Here is a 20,981-nt window from a genome sequence, read left to right as displayed (position 1 = left end):
ATGGAACAGCCCCTCAACGCCCACCGCTCCGGCACCATCAAGGGCCTCAGCGCAGAGGTCGGCGCCTCCATCACCTCAGGCGCCGCGATCTGCGAGATCAAGGACTGAGCCCCTGACAGAGGCCCTCAAGACCCCTTAAGAGAGGCCCTCAAGAGGCACTCGCACGACACCCCGAAGCGCCCGGCGGACTGAAACAGCCCGCCGGGCGCTTCATTCACGCCCTGCCGCCCCCTCCCCCCGAGCTGAGCTCAGTGGCGGCAGAGGTAGGCCGACGCGGCCCGTTTCCCTCGGCCCCCCTTGACAAGGCGCTGCACCCGACGGCAATCTTCCATTAAGCAGAAACGAACTTCCGCAATACGGAATTACGGAACTCGACATGGAAGGGAGCGCCGACCCCCATGGGATTCGCAGAGCAGCGCTTCAACGTCAACCTGTCGATCCTCTTCACGGAACTCCCGCTCCTGGAGCGCCCCGCGGCCGCCGCCGCGGCGGGCTTCACCGCGGTCGAGCTGTGGTGGCCCTGGGTCGACTCCCCCACCCCCGAGCAGTCCGAGCTCGACGCTCTGAAGAAGGCGATCGAGGACGCGGGCGTCCAGCTGACGGGCCTGAACTTCTACGCCGGGCAGCTGCCGGGCCCCGACCGGGGCGCGCTGTCGATCCCCGGCGAGGAGTCGGAGAAGTTCCGCGCCAACATCGACGTGGCGGCGGACTTCGCCCAGTCGCTGGGCTGCAAGGCGCTCAACGCCCTGTACGGCAACCGCGTCGACGGTGTGGACCCGGCCGAGCAGGACGCGCTCGCGCTGGAGAACCTGGTCCTCGCAGCCCGGGCCGCCGACCGGATCGGCGCGATCCTCCTGATCGAGACCCTCAACCAGCCGGAGTCCCCGCGCTACCCGCTGGTGACCGCCCCGGCCGGCGTCGGCATCGTCGACAAGGTCAACGAGGCGACCGGCCTCGGCAACGCCAAGTTCCTCATGGACCTCTACCACCTGTCCATGAACGGCGAGGACCTGGCGTCGGTGATCGAGCAGTACGCCAACAGGACCGGCCATGTGCAGATCGCCGACAACCCCGGCCGCGGCGCCCCGGGCACCGGCACCCTCCCTCTGGAGGGCCTGCTCGACCAGCTGAAGAAGGCCGGTTACGAGGGCTGGGTCGGCCTGGAGTACAAGCCGGGCGACCGCCCGAGCGCGGAGGCCTTCGACTGGCTGCCCGCCGAGGCCCGAGCCGCCCGCTGAGCGGCACCCCCACAGACGTAGCAGAGAAGTCAGAGAGGCACCCTCATGAGCAACAACCTCCCCAAGGTGGCATGGATCGGTCTCGGCATCATGGGCTCCCCCATGTCGGAGAACCTGATCAAGGCCGGGTACGACGTCACCGGCTTCACGCTGGAGCGGGACAAGCTGGAGCGTCTGGCCGCCGCGGGTGGTACGGCCGCCGGTTCGATCGCCGAGGCCGTGCGCGACGCCGACGTGGTGATCACGATGGTGCCCGCATCGCCGCAGGTCGAGGCCATCTCGTACGGCCCTGACGGCATCCTGGAGAACGCGAAGTCCGGCGCGCTGCTGATCGACATGTCATCGATCACGCCGCAGACCTCCGTGGACCTCGCGAAGGCGGCCAAGGACAAGGGCATCCGTGTCCTGGACGCCCCGGTGTCCGGCGGCGAGGCCGGCGCCATCGAGGCCGTACTGTCGATCATGGTCGGTGGCGAGCAGGCCGACTTCGACGAGGCCGAGCCGATCTTCGAGGCGCTCGGCAAGACCATCGTGCTGTGTGGTCCGCACGGCTCGGGCCAGACCGTGAAGGCCGCGAACCAGCTGATCGTCGCCGTGAACATCCAGGCGTGCGCCGAGGCCGTGGTCTTCCTGGAGAAGTCCGGCGTGGACCTGAAAGCCGCGCTCGACGTCCTGGGTGGCGGCCTCGCGGGCTCGACCGTATTGACGCGCAAGAAAGACAACTTCCTGAACCGCGACTTCAAGCCGGGCTTCCGGATCGACCTGCACCACAAGGACATGGGCATCGTCACGGACGCCGCCCGCAATGTCGGTGCGGCCCTCCCGGTCGGTGCCGTGGTGGCCCAGCTGGTGGCCTCGCTGCGCGCCCAGGGCGACGGCGGCCTGGACCACTCCGCGCTGCTGCGGGCGGTCGAGCGCCTCTCCGGCGCGCAGATCTGAGCCCCACCCCTTGAAACGTCCGGGCCGCGGCGGCGCTGACACCTGTCCTGTCGCGCCCAAGCGCCGCCGCGTCCCGGATCTACCTTCAACAAACTGTTGACGTTCAGTTCGCCCCGAACCTAGGCTCCACGAAGCGGAAGAGGTCCACGAAGCGGAAGAAGGTTTCCGCTGACCCCGCTGCCCCCTCGTACGGAAGGTCCACGATGTCGAAGCGCGTGCTTACGACCGAGTCCGGCGCCCCGGTCGCCGACAACCAGAACTCCGCCACCGCCGGCGTCGGCGGCCCGCTCCTCCTCCAGGACCAGCACCTCCTGGAGAAGCTCGCCCGGTTCAACCGCGAGCGCATCCCGGAGCGCGTGGTGCACGCCCGCGGCTCCGGCGCGTACGGCTACTTCGAGGTCACGGACGATGTCACCGGCTTCACCTACGCCGACTTCCTGAACACGATCGGCAAGCGCACCGAGGTGTTCCTGCGCTTCTCCACGGTGGCCGACAACCTCGGCGGCGCGGACGCGGTCCGCGACCCGCGCGGCTTCGCGGTGAAGTTCTACACGGAAGAGGGGAACTACGACCTCGTCGGCAACAACACCCCCGTCTTCTTCATCAAGGACCCCATCAAGTTCCCGGACTTCATCCACTCCCAGAAGCGTGACCCCTTCACGGGCAAGCAGGAGCCGGACAACGTCTGGGACTTCTGGGCGCACGCGCCCGAGGCAACGCACCAGGTCACCTGGCTGATGGGTGACCGCGGTATCCCGGCCTCCTACCGCCACATGAACGGCTACGGCTCGCACACCTACCAGTGGACGAACGCCGAGGGCGAGGCCTTCTTCGTCAAGTACCACTTCAAGACGAACCAGGGCATCCGCTGCCTGTCCACCGAACAGGCCCAGGAGATCGCGGGCAAGGACCCGAACTCGCACCAGACCGATCTGCTCCAGGCCATCGAGCGGGGCGTGAACCCGTCCTGGACGCTGTACGTGCAGATCATGCCGGCGGCCGAGGCGGCGGACTACCGCTTCAACCCCTTCGACCTCACCAAGGTGTGGTCGCACAAGGACTACCCGCTGCAGCGCGTGGGCCGCCTGGTCCTGGACCGCAACCCCGACAACGTCTTCGCCGAGGTCGAGCAGGCCGCCTTCTCCCCGAACAACTTCGTTCCGGGCATCGGCCCCTCCCCCGACAAGATGCTCCAGGGCCGCCTGTTCGCCTACGCGGACGCGCACCGCTACCGCCTGGGCGTCAACCACACCCAGCTCGCGGTGAACGCGCCCAGGGCGACGGTCGCGAACAACTACGGCCGCGACGGCTTCATGGCCTCCAACGGCCAGGGCCGCCACGCCAAGAACTACGAGCCCAACTCGTACGACGGCCCGGCCGAGACCGGCCGCCCGCTGTCGGCCCCGCTCGCGGTGAACGGCCACACGGGCACGCACGAGGCCCCGCTGCACACGAAGGACGACCACTTCTTCCAGGCGGGCGAGCTGTACCGCCTGATGTCGGCCGAGGAGCAGTCCCGGCTGATCGCGAACATCGCCGGCGGCCTCGCGCAGGTCTCCCGCGACGACGTGATCGAGAAGAACCTCGCCCACTTCCACGCCGCCGACCCGGAGTACGGCCGGCGCGTGGAGGAGGCGGTCCACGCCCTGCGCGAGGACTGAGCCTCAACCGCCCGCGGCGGCGTCGGACCCGGATGAGGGGTGGTCCAGCGGCCGTGCGGGCAGGGCCGGGACCGCGGCGGCGTGCGAGCCAGTGCGGTGGTGAAGGTCTCGGGATCTCCTTCTCGACCTGAGGGAAGGAGACCACGGTTCCATCGCATCCGCCGCGGTCCCAGCCACACCCCTCCGGTGTGGCCCCCCGACCCCGTCCGGCGGCGCGAACGTCCTGTCGCGCCCAGCCTCGCACCGTCGGACGGCAACAACTTCACAGGTCACCGGCCCAGAGCGCCAGGTACGGACGGTCCCGTACCCGGCGCTCTGCCGTGCGTTCCGGGTGCGGATCGGGGCGCCGCGCAGGAACCTGAAGGCATGGACTATCCCAGCATCGTCGTGCACACCCCGGGTCTGGACGGGTCGCGGCGGGTCACCGCGGGGGACGAGACGCTCGGTATCGCGTATCACCTCGACGACGTCGTGGAGATCCTGCGCCAGGCCGATGTCGACCTCGACGAGATCGAGGTCGAGGAGAGCGACATCATCGACTGGCAGGGCGGCGGGCCCGACGACTGGCCGGGCCTGTCGGAGCACCCGGCCCACTGAGGGACACCGCAGCGCGCCCCCGGCCTACGCAACCGGACGTAGACGCTCTACGGAACCCTCAAATCAAGCTCTGAACACGGCCCCGGGGGCTTCAACTCCCCCCGGATGAGGCACATTCTCGGCACATGAGGCCCGCCGGCACGGGGGCGGCGGGCCTCGAACGGGGGAACGGGGTACGGGGGTACGGGGGAGCACCATGGTCAGGAGCGCGGCGGTCGGGCTTGAGCCTCAGACCGTCGCGCTGCTGCGTGGCGGGCCCCGCGCCGCCGTGACGGTCGCCGTGCTCGCCCCGCATCTGCGGGGCGCCGCCGACGCCGGACGGCCGGGCACGATGCGGACGTCGGGGGCGTCCGCAGGCGCGGGGCTTCCTCTGGAGAAGGCGGTGCACGCCTCCCTCTACCGCCCGGCGGGCATGCGGGAGTTGCTGGAGCGGCCCCGGGTGCGTCGCACGCTCGCCGAGCTGCGCGCGACGCGCCCGCTGCCCACCGGACGGGAGGGCCTCACCACGGACGACATCCTGCTCGCGGTCGCGCTGTACGGCGACGCCGCCCTGACGGTCCTGGTCCCGCGCTTCGCCGAGGCCGCGGGCCTGATCGGCCGCGGCGGCCTGGCGGAGCACGGTCAGTCGTGGGGCGGCGGGGACGGCGGCATCGGGTTCACCGACGACGGGGCCGGCTGAGGCGGAGGGGGCCCGCACTGACCGCCCGCGGATCCTTCAGGAACGGCAGGGTGTGGCGCAGGAAGAGGTCCGGGCGTTCGTTGTACGGCTCGTGGGCCGTGGGGAGCAGGACGCTCACCGTGCGGACGGGGAGGGCGCGTTGGGCCCGGCGGCCGTCCAGGAGGGCGGGCACGACCGGGTCGCGTGTCCCCCACAGGAGCAGGACCGGCACGTCGAGGACGGCGGGGTCCGCCAGCCCGAAGTCCGGTTCCGCGAAGCCGCGCCAGATGGCACAGTGCACCGTCAGTCGCCGTGCGTCCCGGGGGAGTTGACGTGCTCGCTGGTACGTCGCCCGGGCGCTCGGTGTGCCGAGTCGGCCGAGGTAGGCGCGGGCCAGCGGGACGACGAGTCGGCGGGCGCGGGCGGGCCGGCCCATCACCTCGCGGCAGAACCAGCGGGTGAGGGCGGTGTGCCGGGTGAAGCCGGCCGGGTCGACCAGGACGAGCGCCGTGACCGACCGTGCGTGCCGCCCCTCGGCGAGGCGACAGGCGACGTAACCGCCGACGCTGTTGCCGAGTACGGCGATCTCGCGGACGCCCTGTTCCTCGGCGAGCGCGTCGAGGACCTGCTCCGCGGCCGCCACCAGCCGTTCAGGGGTGACCCGTCGGGGCTCCGACACCGTGGACTCCCCGTAGCCGGGCCAGTCGACCACGAACGTACGGTGGCGGTCCGCGAGGGCGGGCAGGACGGCGTCGTAGTCGCGGCCGTCCCCGGGGTTGGCGTGCAGGAGCAGCAGCGCGGGGGCGCCGGGAGTGCCGTAGCAGCGTACGGCGATGTCGCCGAGGGGAGTGGGCACGGTCATCCGCATGGGGCGAGCATGCCGGACCCCGCGGGTGCCTGTGAACAACGCGAAAGGGCGGCCCATCCCCCCGATTGGGCCGCCCCTGGCTGACAGAATTGTCAGAAGGCTGAAGGTGTGGTCAGGAGCTGACAGCTGTGTCAGACCTTCAGCGTCTTGATCGAGGTGGGCGCGTGGCCCGGCTCGGTCGCGATCTCCTCGAACTCCACGACGTTGCTGATGTCGTTGGTCTTGCTCATCGCGATGTTGGTGACGCGCTCCAGGATCGCCTCGACGACGACCGGGACCTGGTGCTCGGCGGCGAGCTTCTTGGCCTGCTCGAAGGCCGCGCCCAGCTCGCTGGGGTCGGTGACGCGGATCGCCTTGCAGCCGAGGCCCTCGACGACCTTGATGTGGTCGACGCCGTAGACGCCCAGCTCGGGGGAGTTGATGTTCTCGAACTCCAGGTTGACCTGGAAGTTGATGTCCAGGCCGATCTGCGCCTGTCGGATCAGGCCGAGGTAGGCGTTGTTCACCAGGACATGGACGTACGGGATCTTGTGCTGGGCACCGACGGCCAGTTCCTCGATCATGAACTGGAAGTCGTAGTCACCGGAGAGCGCGACGACCGGGGTCTCGGGGTCGGCCTTGGCGACGCCGAGCGCGGCCGGGATCGTCCAGCCGAGCGGGCCCGCCTGGCCGCAGTTGATCCAGTGGCGCGGCCGGTAGACGTGCAGCATCTGGGCGCCGGCGATCTGCGAGAGGCCGATGGTGGAGACGTACCGGGTCTCCGGGCCGAAGGCCTTGTTCATCTCCTCGTAGACGCGCTGCGGCTTGATCGGGATGTTGTCGAAGTGCGTACGGCGCTGGAGGGTCGCCTTGCGCTCCTGCGCGGACGCGGCCCAGTCGCTGCGGTCCGGCAGCCCGCCCGCGGCCTTGAGCTCGCGGGCCACCTCGACGAACAGCTCCAGTGCGGCCCTGGCGTCGGATGTGATGCCGTAGTCCGGGGCGAAGATCTTGCCGATCTGGGTGGGCTCGATGTCGACGTGGACGAACTTCCGTCCGGCCGTGTAGACGTCCAGCTTGCCGGTGTGGCGGTTGGCCCAGCGGTTGCCGATGCCGAGGACGAAGTCGGACTCCAGGAAGGTCGCGTTGCCGTAGCGGTGCGAGGTCTGCAGGCCGACCATGCCGGCGTTCAGCTCGTGGTCGTCGGGGAGGATGCCCCAGCCCATCAGGGTCGGGACGACCGGAGTGCCCGTCAACTCGGCGAATTCGACGAGGAGTTCGGAGGCGTCGGCGTTGATGACACCGCCGCCGGCGACGATCAGCGGACGCTCGGACTCGTTGAGGAGCGTGATCGCCTTCTCGATCTGGGCGCGGGTGGCGGCGGGCTTGTACGCCTGGAGCGGCTCGTACGTCTCCGGGTCGAACTCGATCTCGGTGAGCTGGACGTCGATGGGCAGGTCGATGAGGACCGGACCGGGGCGGCCGGAGCGCATGAGGTGGAAGGCCTGCTGGAAGACGCCGGGAACCTGCGCGGCCTCCAGCACGGTGACGGCCATTTTCGTCACCGGCTTGGCGATCGAGGCGATGTCGACGGCCTGGAAGTCCTCTTTGTGGATCACTGAGGTTGGCGCCTGGCCCGTGATGCACAGGATCGGGATCGAGTCACCCGTGGCGGAGTACAGGCCGGTGATCATGTCGGTGCCGGCCGGCCCCGAGGTGCCGATGCAGACACCGATGTTGCCCGGATGGGTCCGGGTGTAGCCCTCCGCCATGTGCGACGCGCCCTCGACGTGCCGGGCCAGGGTGTGGTTGATCCCGCCGGACGCCTTGAGAGCCGCGTAGAAGGGGTTGATCGCCGCGCCCGGGACGCCGAACGCGTTGCTGACGCCCTCGCGCTTGAGGATCTCGACTGCCGCACGGGCAGCGGTCATACGAGCCATGGAGTACTCCTGCTTCGGCTGTCGCAGTCGGATTCCGGCTCCCGTCGCGCCCCGCGGAGAGCTTTGAGATTCCGTATTGCGGAAACTAACTTCTACAATCTGGAAGCAATGTAAGGGCCGGGTCGGAGGCCGTCAAGAGTGGGCACGTCAGCGGACCCGATGGTGGTTGTCGAACCGTTTCCCTGCCGCGGAGCCGCTCCCAGGAGGACGATGGACACGCTGACCCGACGTGACGTCCTGGAGTGGGCCATGGCCGAGAGCGTGCCGGTGCGGTGTCCGGCCTGCCGTCGCGAGCACCTCTACGCGGCACCGTCGTATCCGTGCGTGTGCGGCGCGCCCCTGGCACCTCCGCTCGACCGCCTCGCGGATCCGACGCCCCTCACCCACCGCGTCTGGGAGGACGACTGGGTCACCGTCCACTGCGAGGCCTGCGGCCGCGACAGCCAGTGGCCGCGCCCCGAGCTGGGGTGCTCCTGCGGGACGACCCTGCGGATTCCGGTACGAGGGATACGAAGGGCGAGCGGCGTACGTCGACCGCGGCGCGCGGAGCGCTCACCGGGCACCGTCGCCGACGCGCACCCCGACGGAGACTGGGAATCCCGCGCGCGAACCACCTCGGACGCCCGCCCGCACACGACCGACGACCCGACGCACGACACGGGCGGATCCCCCAAGGACAGGGACAGGAACTGGGACCGGGGCAGCGACAGCGACAGGGACCAGGACCGGGACCGGGGCAGCGACAGGGGCAGGTCACCGCAGGACACCGGCCGCCGGCCGCACACCCCCTCGTCCGCACCCCGCCCGGCGTTCCAGCCGGTCACCATCCGGACCGCGCGGGACGCCGTCACGGCGGCCGCGCTGTACCTGCGCTGGCTCGGCTACCACGACATCCGGCGGGCGGACCAGCGGCCGCCGTCCGGGATCGGGCTCGCCGCCCGCGGCATCCTGGCCCAGGTGGACCCCACCGTGCGCCCGGCCTCACTGCGCGACGTGGAGTGCCTGTGGCTGACGGCCATGTCGGAGTCGTCGGGCTGCGTGTACTTCTCCCTCGCGGGCTACGCCGACGACGCCCGTGCCTGCGCCGACACCCTCGGCGTCCCCCTCTTCGTCCTCGACCTCACGGGCACCCCGCAGCCGGTGAACAGCCCGGCCGACGAACTCATCGCCACCGCGGACTGACCACCGGCACAATCGCCCCATGCGCATCCGCCGCACGGCCTCCGACGAACTTCCCGCCCTTCAGGACATCGAGCGCGCCGCGGGCGGCCCCTTCCGGGACCTGGGCATGGCCGCCATCGCCGACGACGAGCCGCCCGCCCTGGAGCTTCTGGACGGCTATCGGCGAGCGGGCCGCGCCTGGGTCGCCGTCGACGAGGAGGACCACCCTCGGGCCTATCTGATCGCCGAGCCGGTGGACGGCGCGCTGCACATCGAGCAGATCTCGGTCCACCCGGACGCCGCACGCCAGGGCGTGGGCCGGGCTCTCCTCGCGTACGCCGCCGACCGCGCGCACGAGGAGGGCCTGACCGCTCTCACGCTGACCACCTTCGCGGAGGTCCCGTGGAACGCTCCGTACTACCGCCGCATCGGGTTCCGCGTCCTGGAGGAAGCCGAACTCACCCCCGGCCTGCGGAAGATCCGCGCCGCGGAGGCCGGACACGGCCTCGACCGGTGGCCACGCGTCTGCATGCGCCGGGCCCTCTCGACTGCCTAGTTCGCGTACGTCTCCCGCAGTTCGATCTTCCGTACCTTCCCCGAGACGGTCATCGGGAAGGACTCCAGGATCCGCAGCCGGCTGGGGATCTTGTAGTGCGCCAGCTGCCCCTCGCAGAAGGCCCGCAGCTCCTCCAGCGTCAGCGGGTCGGCCGGGTCGCGGGGGATGACGCAGGCGAGCACCTCCTCGCCGTAGCGCTCATGGGGTACGCCGACCACCTGGACGTCGGCGATCTTCGGGTGCGCGTACAGGAACTCCTCGATCTCGCGCGGGTAGATGTTCTCGCCACCGCGGATGATCATGTCCTTGATACGTCCGACGATCTCGACGTAGTCGTCCTCGCGCATCACGGCCAGGTCCCCGGTGTGCATCCAGCGCCCCGGGTCGACGGCCTCGGCGGTTTTCTCGGGCTCGTTCCAGTAGCCGAGCATCACGCTGTAGCCGCGGGTGCACAGCTCGCCCGGCTCGCCGCGCGGCAGCGTCACCCCGCTCACCGGGTCGACCACCTTCACCTCGACGTGCGGGAGGACCCGGCCGACCGTGCCCGTGCGGTGCTCCAGGTCGTCGTCCCGGCGCGTCTGCAGGGACACCGGCGAGGTCTCGGTCATGCCGTAGCAGATGGACACCTCCGCCATGTGCATCTCGGCGACCACCCGCTTCATCACCTCGACCGGGCAGGGCGAGCCCGCCATGATGCCGGTACGCAGGGAGGAGAGGTCGTACGTCGCGAAGTCGGGGAGGTTCAGCTCCGCGATGAACATGGTCGGGACGCCGTACAGCGACGTACAGCGCTCCTGCTGCACCGCCTTCAGCGTGGCCGCCGGGTCGAAGGACGGGGCGGGGATCACGATGCAGGCGCCGTGCGAGGTGGCGCCGAGGTTGCCCATGACCATGCCGAAGCAGTGGTAGAAGGGCACGGGCAGACAGACCCGGTCCTGCTCGGTGTAGCCGACCGTACGGCCCACCCAGTAGCCGTTGTTGAGGATGTTGTGGTGGGAGAGTGTGGCCCCCTTGGGGAAGCCGGTGGTGCCCGAGGTGTACTGGATGTTGACCGGGTCGTCACAGCTCAACTCGGCGGCGGCAGCGGCCAGTTGCTCCTGCGGCACCGACGCGGCGCCCGCCGTCAGGGCGTCCCACGACGGGTCGCCGATGTACACCGTGTCCCGCAACTCCGGGCACTTCTCGCGGACTTGGTTGACCAGGGCCCGGTAGTCGCTGCCCTTGTGCCGCTGCGAGGCGATCAGGACCGAGATCCCGGCCTGCCTGAGCACGTACTCCACCTCATGCGCGCGATAGGCGGGGTTGATGTTCACCATGATCGCGCCGATCCGGGCGGTCGCGTACTGGACGAGCACCCACTCGGGGCAGTTGATCGCCCAGATACCGACCCGGTCGCCCTTCAGCACTCCCTTGGCGAGCAGCCCGCGTGCCACCTCGTCCACCGCGGCGCCGAACTCGGCATACGTCCAGCGGCGTCCGGAGGCCACGTCCACGAGCGCCTCACGTGCGGGGTACGCGGCGATCGCCCGGTCCAGATTGGCCCCGATCGTGTCGCCGAGCAGCGGCGTGGTGCTCGTGCCGTGGGTGTACGACAGTTCGGTCACCGGAAGTCCTCCTCGCGGTACTCGGCGTCCGAACCCGCGGCCGTGGCCTCGCGCAGCTCGATCCGGCGGATCTTGCCGGACACGGTCTTGGGGAGCGCGCCGAACTCCAGGCGCCGGATGCGCTTGTACGGCGCGAGGACCGTGCGCGCGTGCTCGAAGAGCACCTTGGCGGTGTCGGGGCCCGGCTCGTAGCCCGCCGCGAGGACGATGTACGCCTTGGGAACGGCGAGCCGCAGCTCGTCGGGGGCCGGGACCACGGCCGCTTCCGCGACCGCCTCGTGTTCCAGCAGCGCGCTCTCCAGCTCGAAGGGCGAGATCTTGTAATCGCTGGCCTTGAACACGTCGTCGGCGCGGCCCACGTACGTGATGTAGCCGTCGGCGTCGCGCGAGCCGATGTCGCCGGTGCGGTAGTAGCCGCCCGCCATGGCCTCCGCCGTGCGGTCGGCGTCCCCGTGGTAGCGGGTCATCAGGCCCACGGGGTACGTCGACAGGTCGAGGGAGATCTCGCCCTCCTCCGCACCGGGCGCACCCGACACCGGGTCGAGCAGCTCGACGTGGAAACCGGGGCTGGGCCGCCCCATGGAACCCGTCTTGAGCTGCTGCCCCGGGCTGTTGGAGACCTGCACGGCCGTCTCGGTCTGTCCGAAGCCGTCCCGGATGGTCACGCCCCAGGCGCGCCGCACCTGCTCGATGACCTCGGGGTTGAGCGGCTCCCCCGCGGCCACGGCCTCGCGCGGCGGTGTCCGCAGCTGCGTCAGATCGGCCTGGATGAGCATGCGCCACACGGTGGGCGGGGCGCAGAAGGTGGTGACACCGGCGCGGTCCATCTCCGCCATCAGCCGGCCCGCGTCGAAACGCGTGTAGTTGTGGAGGAAGACGGTCGCCTCCGCGTTCCAGGGTGCGAAGAGGTTGGACCAGGCGTGCTTGGCCCAGCCGGGCGAGGAGATGTTCAGGTGCACGTCACCGGGCTTGAGCCCGATCCAGTACATGGTCGCCAGATGGCCGACCGGATACGAGACGTGCGTGTGCTCGACCAGTTTGGGGCGGGCCGTGGTGCCCGAGGTGAAATAGAGCATCAGCGGGTCGTCCGACCGGGTGAGCCCGTCCGGCTCGAAGGTCGCGTCCGCGGCGAACGCCTCCTCGTACGACCGCCATCCGGGCCGCGCGGCGCCGACCGCGATCCGGGTGTAGCCGCCCGGCACCTCGTCGAACTTCTCCGCGTCCTCGGTCCGGACGATCACATGCCGGACGCGGCCGCGCTCGACGCGGTCGCGCAGGTCGGCGGCGCCGAGCAGCGGGGTGGCCGGGATGACGACGGCGCGCAGCTTCATCGCGGCGAGGGCCGTCTCCCACAGCTCGACCTGGTTGCCGAGCATGACGAGGATGCGGTCCTCGGCGCCGACCCCCTGCGCGCGCAGCCAGTTGGCCACCCGGTTCGAGCGCGCGGACATCTCGGCGAAGGAGACCTCGATGCGCCCGCCGTCCTCCTCGACGATGTGCAGGGCGGTGCGGTCGTTGCCCCGCGCGATGACGTCGAACCAGTCGAGGGCCCAGTTGAAGTACTGCGGGCGGGGCCAGTCGAAGCCCTCGTAGGCCGTCGCGTAGTCCTCGCGGTGCTCCAGCAGGAAGTCCCGCGCGGCCCGGAACTCGTCCGTCGCGCTCGTCGTCGCCGTCATGTGTCCTCCTCGTTGCCGCACAGGCCCTAGCATCGTGTATCTCGTGATGCAGGTCTCACCACCCCCGAACGGGGGTGCGCCGCGATGAAGGGGCGATCAGGTGGCTACAGACGCAGCCGAGGCGGTGGAGATGCGGGGCGCGCTGGTACGGCTGCGGCGCGCGACGGGACTGCCGGTCGCCTTCGGCGGCCTGGTCGAGTCCGGCCGTCGGCAGGTACGCATCAGCGAGCTCAGCGGTACGGCGACGAGCGCGCTCAGCGCCCTCGCGGTGACCTCGGGCAACGGCCTCGGTGGCAAGGCGGTGGCGCTCGCCCGGCCGTGCGCCGTGACCGACTACTCGACCTCACGGCAGATCAGCCACGAGTACGACGTGGCGGTCGCCACGGAGGGGCTGTGTTCCGTACTGGCCGTGCCCGTTGTCGTACGGCGACGGGTGCGCGGAGTGCTGTACGGCGCCCTGCGGACGGCCCAGCCCCTGGGCGACCGCACGCTCGGCGCGGCCGTCGCGGCGGCCCGGGACGTGGAGCAGGCGCTGGTCGTCCGGGACGAGGCGCGGGACCTGCTGGCCGCCGCGCGGGAACCCGACCCGGCGGTGGGGGGCGCGGCGTGGGAGGAGGTGCGCGAGGCGCACGGGGCGTTACGGGCACTGGCGCCGCGGATACTCGACCCGGCGTTGCGGGGCGAACTCCTCGCCGTGTGCGGGCGCCTGGCCGACGCGGGGCCTGGGCTCGGCGCGCCGCACGTCCATCTCGCGCCACGTGAGGTGGACGTCCTGGCCTGCGTCGCGGGCGGGGCCACCAACGCGGTTGCCGCGGAGCGACTGGGACTGCGTCCCGAGACCGTGAAGGGATACCTGCGGTCGGCCATGCGGAAGCTGGGGGCCCACACCAGGTTGGAGGCGGTTGTCGCTGCGCGCCGGGCAGGGGTGTTGCCGTAGGCCCGGGCTCTTGGCGCTCCGCGCCCCCGGCCTTGGCCGCTCCGCGGCCTCTCCTCCGCCGCTCCCGCGGCGTTTTCCCACCCACCCACCCGTTATGACCGCTCCGCGGCCGCCCCCTGGCGTTTTTCCATTCAATCCGGCGCGCCTTGAAATGCCTTATGCGTAGCCCCTGTTATTTCCCTCACCATCCCGACCGTCCGAAATTCAAAGAGACGTTGCCTAATATTGGCCCGGACACGACACACGAGGGGAGCGGTGACCGTGCGAGGGGACTTCAAGGAACCTGCGAGACCCCGCCCCGACCTGGTCATCGGCCGGGAGGAGCTCATCGCGGGAGCGCGTGGGCAGCTCTCCGGCGGCGGCAGTGTGCTGGTGCACGGCCCCGCGGGAATAGGAAAGTCCACCGTCCTGCGGGCGCTGGCCGCCGAATGCGCCGAAACGGCACGGACCGTGTTGCGGTGCTCGGCGACCGAGTCCGAATCCCATCTCCCCTTCCTCGCGCTGGCCGACCTCCTCGGCCTGGTCGTGGGCGAGGTCTCCGACCAGTTGCCCGCACCGCAGCGCACCGCCCTGGAGTCGGCGCTCACCGGCCGCGGCGAATCCAGCCTCCTGCGCGACGGTCTGGCGCTGCGGCTCGCGGTGCTGTCGGTGCTGCGGGCGCTGGCCGCCCAGGGCCCGGTGCTGATCGTCGCCGACGATCTGCAGTGGCTGGACCCGGCCAGCGCCGAACTGCTCGGCTTCGCCGCCCGCCGGCTCGGCGGCATGCCCGTGCGGATGCTGTGCGCCGTACGCACCGACACGGAACCGCGGGGCCAGCAGCACGACCGCCATCTACGCGCGTCCCCGCCGGACACCCTGGCCGTGCGGGTCAACCCGCTCTCCCGCGCCCAGGTCGCCGAACTCCTCGACCACCGGGGCTACACCGGTCTGCCCCGCTCCACCGTGCGGGACATCCACCGCACCAGCGGCGGCAACCCCCTGTTCGCGCTGGAGCTGGGCCGCGCCCTCGCCGAGTCCCCGACCCCGCCGAGCCCGGGCGAGCCGCTCCCCGTGCCGACCTCGTTGCGCGCGCTCGTCCTCAACCGGCTGGAGATGCTGTCCGCCGAGGCCCGGCGCACTTTGCTCGTGGCGAGCGCGGGGGCCCGTCCCACTCTGGCGCTGCTGCACGCGGCCGGCCGGGAGAACGCCGAGGCGGAGATGGCGTCGGCCGCGGCGCTCGGGCTCCTCGCGACGGAGCCGGAGACACCCGGCATCCGGTTCGCGCATCCCCTCGTCTCCGCCGCCCTGTACGCGGAGGCCAGTGCCCAGGAGCGGCGCGCCGCCCACGCCGCGCTGTCCACGGCGGCCTCCGATCCCATCGAGCGGGCCCGGCATCTCGCACTGGCCACCACCGGCACGGATCCGCGGGTGGCCGCCCGGCTCGGCGAGGCCGCGGCCGCCGCCCGAGACCGCGGCGCACCCTCGGTCGCCGCGGGGCTCGGGCTGCTCGCGGCCCGGCACACTCCCGTCGACACCGTGCCCGGCGCGGACGAACGGCGACTGGTGGCCGCCGAGGACGCGCTGACGGCCGGTGAGACGGACCTCGCGCGGGACATCGCGCGTCAGGTGCTCGCCCAGGCCACCGAACCGGCGGACCGGGTGCGGGCCTGGATGGTCGTCATCGACGCCGCGGGGCAGGCCATGGCCGAGATCGACGCCGTCTTCCCGCACGCGCTCGCCGACGCGGGAGACGATCCGCGGCTGCTCGCCCTCGTCCGCTACCAACTGGCCTGGCGGGCCCTGCTCATGGACGGCGAGATGGCCAAGGCCCGCGAGGAGGCCGCCCGCGCGGCGGGGCTCGCGGCCCGTGCCGGGGACCGGCCCACCGAACTCCTCGCGCTGGGCTTCCAGGCGCAGATGGAGACCCTGATGGGGCACCCGGACGCCCCGGCGACCATCCAGCGGGCGATGCGCGAGCCGCAGGATCCCCGGGTGGCGTGCGACCACAACGGCGCCGGTGCCGCCCGCTTCCGCTGGCTGATCATGGGCGACCAGCTCGCCGAGGCCCGTACGACCATCACCATGCTGCTGCACGAGGTGCAGCGGCGCGGGATGGTCGAGAGCGAGGTGCACTTCCTGCGCGGGCTCGCCGAGACCGAGCTGCGCTCCGGGCACTGCGGCCGGGCCCTCGACCTGGCCCGCGAGAGCCTGCGGCTCGCGCGCGACACGGGGATCGGCGAGGCGGCCACCGCCATGTTCACCTCGCTGGCCGAGGCCGCGGGCGGCGACGTGGACCGCGCGCTCGCGCTCGCCCGGGAGGCCGTGGACCGCGCCGAGGAGGACGGCGACCTGATCTACCTCTCGCGCGCCCTGGGCGCCCTCGGGCACGCCCAGCTGGTCGCCGGGGACGCGACGGCCGCGGTCCGGTCCCTGCGGCGCGTACGGGAGTTGGAGGAGGGACTCGGGGTCGTCGATCCCGCCCGTGGCCGCTGGCACGGCGACCTCGCCGAGGCGCTCGTGCGGATCGGTGAGCCCGGGGAGGCGCAGGACGTCATCGACGTCACCCGGGAGCGGGCCCTGCGGCTGGAGCGCGAGAGCGTGCTCGCCGTCCTCGACCGCGCCGAGGCCCTGGTACGCGCCGCACGCGGCGAACAGGGCCCCGCCGAACGGCAGTTGACGTCCGCTCAGGACCGCCTGGCCAAGCTGGGCTACGGCCTGGAGGAAGCCCGCGCCGCGTACGCTCTCGCGGGGCTGCGCACCCTCCCCCAAGCTCTCGGCTTCGCTCGAGCAGGGGGGACCCCCATGCCCGGCGCCACCTCGTACGACGAGGCGACCCGCCTGTTCCGCCGCTGCCGCGCCCTGCCCTGGCTCCGCCAGGTCGAGTCGGCGTCCACCGCCCACCCGGCCCCACCTCCTCTCGCCTCCGCCGCCCTCGACTCGCTCGCCGCGACCGAACGCCAGGTCGCCGCCCTCGTCATGGAGGGCGCCACCAACCGCGAGATCGCCGCGCGCCTGTTCATCAGTGTGAAGACGGTGGAGGCTACGCTCACGCGGGTGTACCGGAAGCTGGGGATTCGGTCCCGGGTGGACATAGTGCGCCTTGCGGCGGAGCGCAGGACGGGCTGAGCCCGGCCTCGAAGCCGCGGGGGCAGCGGTCGGCACGTGCGAAGCCTCCAGGACGGACGGGACCAACCGGGCGCCACCGTACGCCAATCCTCGCCCCGCGCGGCCAAGGGTTTTCCCTCCCTCAACTCTCCTAGGGGGTTCCCTCATTGGGAGGAGTGGCCTTCCGCTTCTAGCGTGGGAGCCGTGCCGCTCGCTCGGGCACACGGGGCCCCACCACAGGCACCGTGCATCACCCCCCACACCCGCGCGTCCCCCCACCGGCAGACCTCTGAGGAGACCCATGTTCGGGCTCAACCGTGTCAAGAAGACCGCCGCCGTCGGCGTGGCGGCCGCTGCCGCCGCCGCGACCGCGCTGCTCGGCGCCCTCCCCGCCGTAGCCGCGCCGCAGCCGATCGTCGGCGGTACGACGACCACGACGACCGCGTACCCGTTCATGATGCAGATCACGGACGCGTCCGGGAGCCAGTTCTGCGGCGGCACCCTGGTCGCGGCCAAGAAGGTCGTCACCGCCGCCCACTGTATGGTCGGCCAGAGCACCAGCAACGTCCGCGTGGTCGGCGGCAGAACGTACCTCAACGGCACGAACGGCACCGTCAGCAAGGTCAGCAAGATCTGGGTCAACCCCGACTACACCGACGCCACCAACGGCGACGACGTGGCCGTACTGACGCTGTCGACGGCGATGTCGTACACCCCGGCGTCGTACGTCTCCTCCTCCGACACCGGCGTGTACGCGGCCGGCACCACCGCCCGCATCCTCGGCTGGGGCACCACCTCGGAGAGCGGCAGCTCCTCCAACCAGCTGCGCACCGCGACCGTCCCGATCGTGTCCAACTCCAGCTGCGCGAGCTCGTACGGCTCCGACTTCGTGGCCAGCGACATGGTCTGCGCCGGATACACCTCCGGTGGCGTCGACACCTGCCAGGGCGACAGCGGCGGCCCGCTGCTCATCGGCGGCGTCCTGGCAGGCATCACCTCCTGGGGCGAGGGCTGCGCCGAGGCCGGCTACCCGGGCGTCTACACCCGTCTGACGACCTTCTCCAGCCTGGTGACCGCGCAGGTCAACTCGTAGTCACCGATGAACTCCTGAGCACCCCTCAGGTAAATACCAGGGGGCGTTGCGAGCCACCACGAGCGGCCCGCAGCGCCCCCTATCCACTCCCCCACTCCCCCTACTTGTCGGCGGTCAGCTTCCCCGCGGTGCCCCAACTGTCCGCCGGCACCTCGTGGATCCAGACCTGCACGCTCTCGGCCGGGATCTTGTACGCGTCGACGAAGGCGTCGGTGACGCGCTTGACGAGGTCCCGCTTGAGCTCGACGTCGCGCGGACCCTGCTGAATGGTGACGATGGGCATGACTGAACTCCCTTGTGTCGGGCGGCTCTTGCCGCCCGGTTGAGGACGTGTTCAGTTCATCGCGCGGGGCGTCGCCGGCCAAGAAGCAGCCCGCGACCGCAGCGATCAGTTTGCGTGAACGCCACAGGCCGCCGGCAGGGCGTCCAGGTACGGCGTCGGTGTCGAACCGCGCACGGCCAGCCCCGTGGTGAGCGCGAGCCCCGGCGCCCGGAACGGCACGAAGGCGACCCGGGGCGTGCGCAGGACGCGCGCGTGGGGGGCGTAGACGACCGTTCACAGCGGCCGGGTCCCGATGGTGGCGAGGGTGTCCTGCAAGGAGCCGCTGACCGGCCCGGGCAGCGGGTCGAACCCGGCGTCGTGACAGGCCCCGATCACCAGGTCGACCAGGGCGGGGTTGATACGGCGGGCGGTGATGCTCAGCGGCAGCCCGGCCGGCTCGTCGAGGGCCACCTCGTCCCGCGCGGCCAGGGGGTGCCCGGCGGGAAGGGCGGCCACCAGGGGGTCGGGCCACAGCGGCAGCACTCGTACGCCTGGTACGGGCTCCTGCGGTCCAGCGGCGGCGCCCCGGACGAACGCCGCGTCGAGGCGCCCGTCCGCGACCCGGGCGAGCCGCTCGCCTGCCGGGAGCGAGACCAGCTCGACCTGGACGCCCGGTTCCTGCTCGGCGAAGGCCGCGAGCACCCGGTCCAGATGCTCCCCGAGGCCGGTACTGGTGCCGAGCCGCAGCCCCGCGACGGGGGCGACGGCCGCGCGCGCCCGGTCGGCCGCCGCCAGCACGGCCCGCGCCTCGGGCAGCAGCCGCTCCCCCGCCCCGGTGAGCCGCACGTGCCGAGTGAACGGTCGAACAGCTCGGCGCCCAACTCCCGCTCAAGACGCCTGATTTGCTGGCTGACGGCCGACTGCACGATGTGCAGCTGTTCGGCCGCCCGAAGTGCAGCTCCTCGGCGACCGTCACGAAATAACTGAGCTGCCGCAGTTCCATGTCCTGGACTGTAGGCGGGCTGTTTCAATGGCGTCCGATGGAGGTGATGGGCATGGTGTCCACGGACCGTTTCCAGGCTTTCGCCGCGATGTCACTGCTGGTGATCGTGATTCCGGGGCCCAGCGTGCTGTTCGTCATCGGGCGGGCACTCGCGCACGGCCGGCGCACCGCCGTGGCGACCGCGCTCGGCAACGTCGTCGGCTCGTACCTGCTGGTCGTGGCGGTCGCCTTCGGGATCGGTTCGCTGGTCGAGCGCTCGGTGACGGTCTACCTGGCGGTGAAGCTGGCCGGTGCGGCGTATCTCGTCTTCCTCGGCGTGCAGGCGTTCCGGCACCGCAAGGAGATGAAGGCCTCGTCGATCCGGGCGGATTCGGCGGCGCCGGCCCGCGGCGATCTCCGTACCGTCCTGGACGGCGCCCTCGTCGGCGTCACCAACCCCAAGGGCATCGTCTTCTTCGCCGCGGTGCTCCCTCAGTTCGTCGACCACTCTGCGGGTCAACTCCCGCTCCAGATGCTCCTGTTGGGCCTGGTCCCGATCTCCATCGGCCTGGTCACGGACACCCTGTGGGGTCTGACCGCGTCGGCGGCCCGCACCTGGTTCGCCCGCTCCGACCGACGGCTGTCGCTGATCGGCGGCGCGGGCGGCTTCACGATGATCGGGCTGGGGCTGACGGTGGCGGTGACGGGGCGGGCGGACTGAGGCACCCGGGGACGTTGGTGTCGTGCCCGTTCTCGTCGAGCGAGACGACGCTCGACGAGAACAGCGAGGGGATGAGCCTGTACTGCGCGACTTCAGGAGGAAGAACCGGCTCCGAGCGCCCCGGGGCAGCGGCTCACGGCTGAGGGACCGGCAACTGGTCTGTGCCTTCCGTGGCGGCGGCCAGCAGGTCAGGGCCGCCCATGAGGAGTTGGCCGCCGTCGACCGCGAGGACCTGACCGGTCACCCAGCGGGCCGCGTCGGAGGCGAGGAAGGCGACGACATCGGCCACCTCCTCCGGCGTGCCCGCCCGCCCCTCCAGCGGCGTACGGCCGGCGATGGCCTCCCGGACAGCGGGGATCTGCAGTCCGAAGGCAATCATCGGGGTGTCGATCGGGCCAGGGGCCACGGCGTTGACCCGGATTCCGGAACCGCCCAGTTCGAGGGCGGCGACGCGGGTGAGCATGGTGATGGCCGCCTTGCTCGCGCAGTAGGCCGAGCCGGTGCGCATGGGCCAGCGGTCGTTCATCGAGCTGACGTTGATGACGGAGCCGCGCCCGGCCTTCGCCATGAGCCTGGTCGCCGCCTGCAGGGTGTGGAACGTGCCGTCGAGGTTGACGGAGAGAATGCGCCGCCATTCGTCCGCCGGCAGATCGAGCAGGAGCGCCCCACCGCCGATCCCGGCCGCGTTGACCAGGACGTCCGGCGTGCGGGGCAGTGCGGCGAACGCGGCTTCCACCGCGTCGCGGTCCGTGGTGTCCACGGGACGGTCCGGGTCCGCGAGGTCGAGTACGACGACCTCCGCACCGTCCGCGCGGAAGCGCTCGGCGCAGGCGAGTCCGATGCCGGAGCTGCCACCCGTGACCACCACCAGCTGCCGCTCGTCCTGCTGGTGCGCCACGCCCTCGAAATCTGCCATGCCGAACTCCTCGCCGAGTCACTTGATCAGGTGCTCCACAACATGGCAGCGCCACCTTCGCCGCCACCACCCTTATCGCACCCCTAAACAAAGCGGCCCGGCTTCAGGAGTT

The 20,981-nt window shown here is 71.3% G+C and carries 17 protein-coding genes and 1 pseudogene; 11 read left to right on the top strand and 7 right to left on the bottom strand.

Annotation, left to right across the window (positions count from 1 at the left end; genetic code table 11):
• The first annotated feature begins 398 nt into the window (after window positions 1–398).
• From ACFY0T_RS48370 to ACFY0T_RS48350, 5 genes are all read left to right on the top strand, one after another.
• Window positions 399–1,238 (top strand): TIM barrel protein, encoded by an 840-nt coding sequence (locus tag ACFY0T_RS48370; RefSeq protein ID WP_388885123.1) that lies wholly within the window; start codon window positions 399–401, stop codon window positions 1,236–1,238.
• A gap of 45 nt (window positions 1,239–1,283) precedes the next feature.
• Window positions 1,284–2,177, top strand: a complete 894-nt coding sequence (locus tag ACFY0T_RS48365) for a 2-hydroxy-3-oxopropionate reductase (RefSeq protein ID WP_388885121.1) — start codon at window positions 1,284–1,286, stop codon at window positions 2,175–2,177.
• A 203-nt stretch (window positions 2,178–2,380) separates the two neighbouring features.
• A complete protein-coding gene (locus ACFY0T_RS48360) occupies window positions 2,381–3,838 on the top strand; it encodes a catalase (RefSeq protein WP_388885119.1) in 1,458 nt (485 codons plus the stop codon).
• Between the two features lie 366 nt (window positions 3,839–4,204).
• Complete coding sequence (locus ACFY0T_RS48355) at window positions 4,205–4,435, top strand: hypothetical protein (protein WP_388885117.1); 231 nt, start codon at window positions 4,205–4,207, stop codon at window positions 4,433–4,435.
• 196 nt (window positions 4,436–4,631) lie between these two features.
• Complete coding sequence (locus ACFY0T_RS48350; RefSeq protein WP_388885115.1) at window positions 4,632–5,114, top strand: TIGR04222 domain-containing membrane protein; 483 nt, start codon at window positions 4,632–4,634, stop codon at window positions 5,112–5,114.
• On the opposite strand, the gene ACFY0T_RS48345 is transcribed toward ACFY0T_RS48350, so the two are convergent.
• Both ACFY0T_RS48345 and gcl read right to left on the bottom strand, forming a co-directional pair.
• Window positions 5,092–5,961 carry an alpha/beta fold hydrolase gene (locus ACFY0T_RS48345; protein ID WP_388885113.1) on the bottom strand — a complete coding sequence of 290 codons (870 nt, stop codon included), beginning with the start codon at window positions 5,959–5,961 and terminating at the stop codon, window positions 5,092–5,094. The two genes, ACFY0T_RS48350 and ACFY0T_RS48345, sit on opposite strands and share 23 nt — an antisense overlap.
• 131 nt (window positions 5,962–6,092) lie before the next feature.
• Window positions 6,093–7,877, bottom strand: coding sequence for a glyoxylate carboligase (gene gcl, locus ACFY0T_RS48340; RefSeq protein ID WP_388885111.1), 1,785 nt, complete (start codon window positions 7,875–7,877; stop codon window positions 6,093–6,095).
• Between the two features lie 210 nt (window positions 7,878–8,087).
• Here gcl and ACFY0T_RS48335 point away from each other — a divergent pair, with 210 nt between their 5' ends.
• Together ACFY0T_RS48335 and ACFY0T_RS48330 are read left to right on the top strand one after the other, a co-directional pair.
• The gene (locus tag ACFY0T_RS48335; protein ID WP_388885110.1) at window positions 8,088–9,059 is read left to right on the top strand and encodes a hypothetical protein; all 972 of its coding nucleotides are present in this window, start codon (window positions 8,088–8,090) and stop codon (window positions 9,057–9,059) included.
• Window positions 9,060–9,078: 19 nt separating this feature from the next.
• Window positions 9,079–9,594 (top strand): GNAT family N-acetyltransferase, encoded by a 516-nt coding sequence (locus tag ACFY0T_RS48330; protein ID WP_388885108.1) that lies wholly within the window; start codon window positions 9,079–9,081, stop codon window positions 9,592–9,594.
• Here the strand turns inward: ACFY0T_RS48330 and ACFY0T_RS48325 are convergent.
• Entirely contained in the window at window positions 9,591–11,198 is a 1,608-nt protein-coding gene (locus tag ACFY0T_RS48325; protein ID WP_388885106.1) for an AMP-binding protein, read from the bottom strand. The genes ACFY0T_RS48330 and ACFY0T_RS48325 overlap by 4 nt on opposite strands.
• Window positions 11,195–12,874: an AMP-binding protein gene (locus ACFY0T_RS48320; RefSeq protein ID WP_388885104.1), complete on the bottom strand. Its 1,680-nt coding sequence runs from the start codon at window positions 12,872–12,874 to the stop codon at window positions 11,195–11,197. Before ACFY0T_RS48320 ends, ACFY0T_RS48325 begins: the two co-directional genes overlap by 4 nt.
• Window positions 12,875–12,974: 100 nt before the next feature.
• Here ACFY0T_RS48320 and ACFY0T_RS48315 point away from each other — a divergent pair, with 100 nt between their 5' ends.
• The 3 genes from ACFY0T_RS48315 (at window position 12,975) to ACFY0T_RS48305 (ending at window position 17,988) form a co-directional block, all read left to right on the top strand.
• Window positions 12,975–13,811, top strand: a complete 837-nt coding sequence (locus ACFY0T_RS48315) for a response regulator transcription factor (RefSeq protein ID WP_388885102.1) — start codon at window positions 12,975–12,977, stop codon at window positions 13,809–13,811.
• A 255-nt stretch (window positions 13,812–14,066) separates the two neighbouring features.
• The gene (locus ACFY0T_RS48310) at window positions 14,067–16,916 is read left to right on the top strand and encodes an ATP-binding protein (protein ID WP_388885100.1); all 2,850 of its coding nucleotides are present in this window, start codon (window positions 14,067–14,069) and stop codon (window positions 16,914–16,916) included.
• Window positions 16,917–17,196: 280 nt separating this feature from the next.
• A complete protein-coding gene (locus ACFY0T_RS48305) occupies window positions 17,197–17,988 on the top strand; it encodes a S1 family peptidase (RefSeq protein ID WP_388885098.1) in 792 nt (263 codons plus the stop codon).
• A gap of 100 nt (window positions 17,989–18,088) precedes the next feature.
• On the opposite strand, the gene dmpI is transcribed toward ACFY0T_RS48305, so the two are convergent.
• Both dmpI and ACFY0T_RS48295 read right to left on the bottom strand, forming a co-directional pair.
• On the bottom strand, window positions 18,089–18,271 hold the full coding sequence (gene dmpI, locus ACFY0T_RS48300) for a 4-oxalocrotonate tautomerase DmpI (RefSeq protein WP_388885096.1): 183 nt from the start codon (window positions 18,269–18,271) through the stop codon (window positions 18,089–18,091).
• 105 nt (window positions 18,272–18,376) lie between these two features.
• Window positions 18,377–19,253 (bottom strand): annotated as a pseudogene (locus ACFY0T_RS48295) (LysR substrate-binding domain-containing protein).
• Between the two features lie 52 nt (window positions 19,254–19,305).
• Between ACFY0T_RS48295 and ACFY0T_RS48290 the strand changes: the two are divergent.
• Window positions 19,306–19,953 carry a LysE family translocator gene (locus ACFY0T_RS48290; RefSeq protein ID WP_388885094.1) on the top strand — a complete coding sequence of 216 codons (648 nt, stop codon included), beginning with the start codon at window positions 19,306–19,308 and terminating at the stop codon, window positions 19,951–19,953.
• A gap of 133 nt (window positions 19,954–20,086) precedes the next feature.
• Here the strand turns inward: ACFY0T_RS48290 and ACFY0T_RS48285 are convergent, their stop codons facing one another.
• Window positions 20,087–20,869, bottom strand: coding sequence for an SDR family NAD(P)-dependent oxidoreductase (locus ACFY0T_RS48285; protein WP_388885092.1), 783 nt, complete (start codon window positions 20,867–20,869; stop codon window positions 20,087–20,089).
• Between the last annotated feature and the right edge of the window lie 112 nt (window positions 20,870–20,981).

Origin of the sequence: Streptomyces sp. NPDC001530, from assembly GCF_042894545.1 — a bacterium.
In the GTDB taxonomy this organism is placed as follows: domain Bacteria; phylum Actinomycetota; class Actinomycetes; order Streptomycetales; family Streptomycetaceae; genus Streptomyces.
This window is presented reverse-complemented; position numbering and strand designations above follow the sequence as displayed.

Excerpts from the sequence above, each read along its gene's own strand:
- ACFY0T_RS48370 (WP_388885123.1), top strand. The coding sequence starts at position 399 with ATGGGATTCGCAGAGCAGCGCTTCAACGTCAACCTGTCGATCCTCTTC.
- ACFY0T_RS48365 (WP_388885121.1), top strand. The coding sequence starts at position 1,284 with ATGAGCAACAACCTCCCCAAGGTGGCATGGATCGGTCTCGGCATCATG.
- ACFY0T_RS48360 (WP_388885119.1), top strand. The coding sequence starts at position 2,381 with ATGTCGAAGCGCGTGCTTACGACCGAGTCCGGCGCCCCGGTCGCCGAC.
- ACFY0T_RS48355 (WP_388885117.1), top strand. The coding sequence starts at position 4,205 with ATGGACTATCCCAGCATCGTCGTGCACACCCCGGGTCTGGACGGGTCG.
- ACFY0T_RS48350 (WP_388885115.1), top strand. The coding sequence starts at position 4,632 with ATGGTCAGGAGCGCGGCGGTCGGGCTTGAGCCTCAGACCGTCGCGCTG.
- ACFY0T_RS48345 (WP_388885113.1), bottom strand. The coding sequence starts at position 5,961 with ATGCGGATGACCGTGCCCACTCCCCTCGGCGACATCGCCGTACGCTGC.
- gcl (WP_388885111.1), bottom strand. The coding sequence starts at position 7,877 with ATGGCTCGTATGACCGCTGCCCGTGCGGCAGTCGAGATCCTCAAGCGC.
- ACFY0T_RS48335 (WP_388885110.1), top strand. The coding sequence starts at position 8,088 with ATGGACACGCTGACCCGACGTGACGTCCTGGAGTGGGCCATGGCCGAG.
- ACFY0T_RS48330 (WP_388885108.1), top strand. The coding sequence starts at position 9,079 with ATGCGCATCCGCCGCACGGCCTCCGACGAACTTCCCGCCCTTCAGGAC.
- ACFY0T_RS48320 (WP_388885104.1), bottom strand. The coding sequence starts at position 12,874 with ATGACGGCGACGACGAGCGCGACGGACGAGTTCCGGGCCGCGCGGGAC.
- ACFY0T_RS48305 (WP_388885098.1), top strand. The coding sequence starts at position 17,197 with ATGTTCGGGCTCAACCGTGTCAAGAAGACCGCCGCCGTCGGCGTGGCG.
- dmpI (WP_388885096.1), bottom strand. The coding sequence starts at position 18,271 with ATGCCCATCGTCACCATTCAGCAGGGTCCGCGCGACGTCGAGCTCAAG.
- ACFY0T_RS48290 (WP_388885094.1), top strand. The coding sequence starts at position 19,306 with ATGGTGTCCACGGACCGTTTCCAGGCTTTCGCCGCGATGTCACTGCTG.
- ACFY0T_RS48285 (WP_388885092.1), bottom strand. The coding sequence starts at position 20,869 with ATGGCAGATTTCGAGGGCGTGGCGCACCAGCAGGACGAGCGGCAGCTG.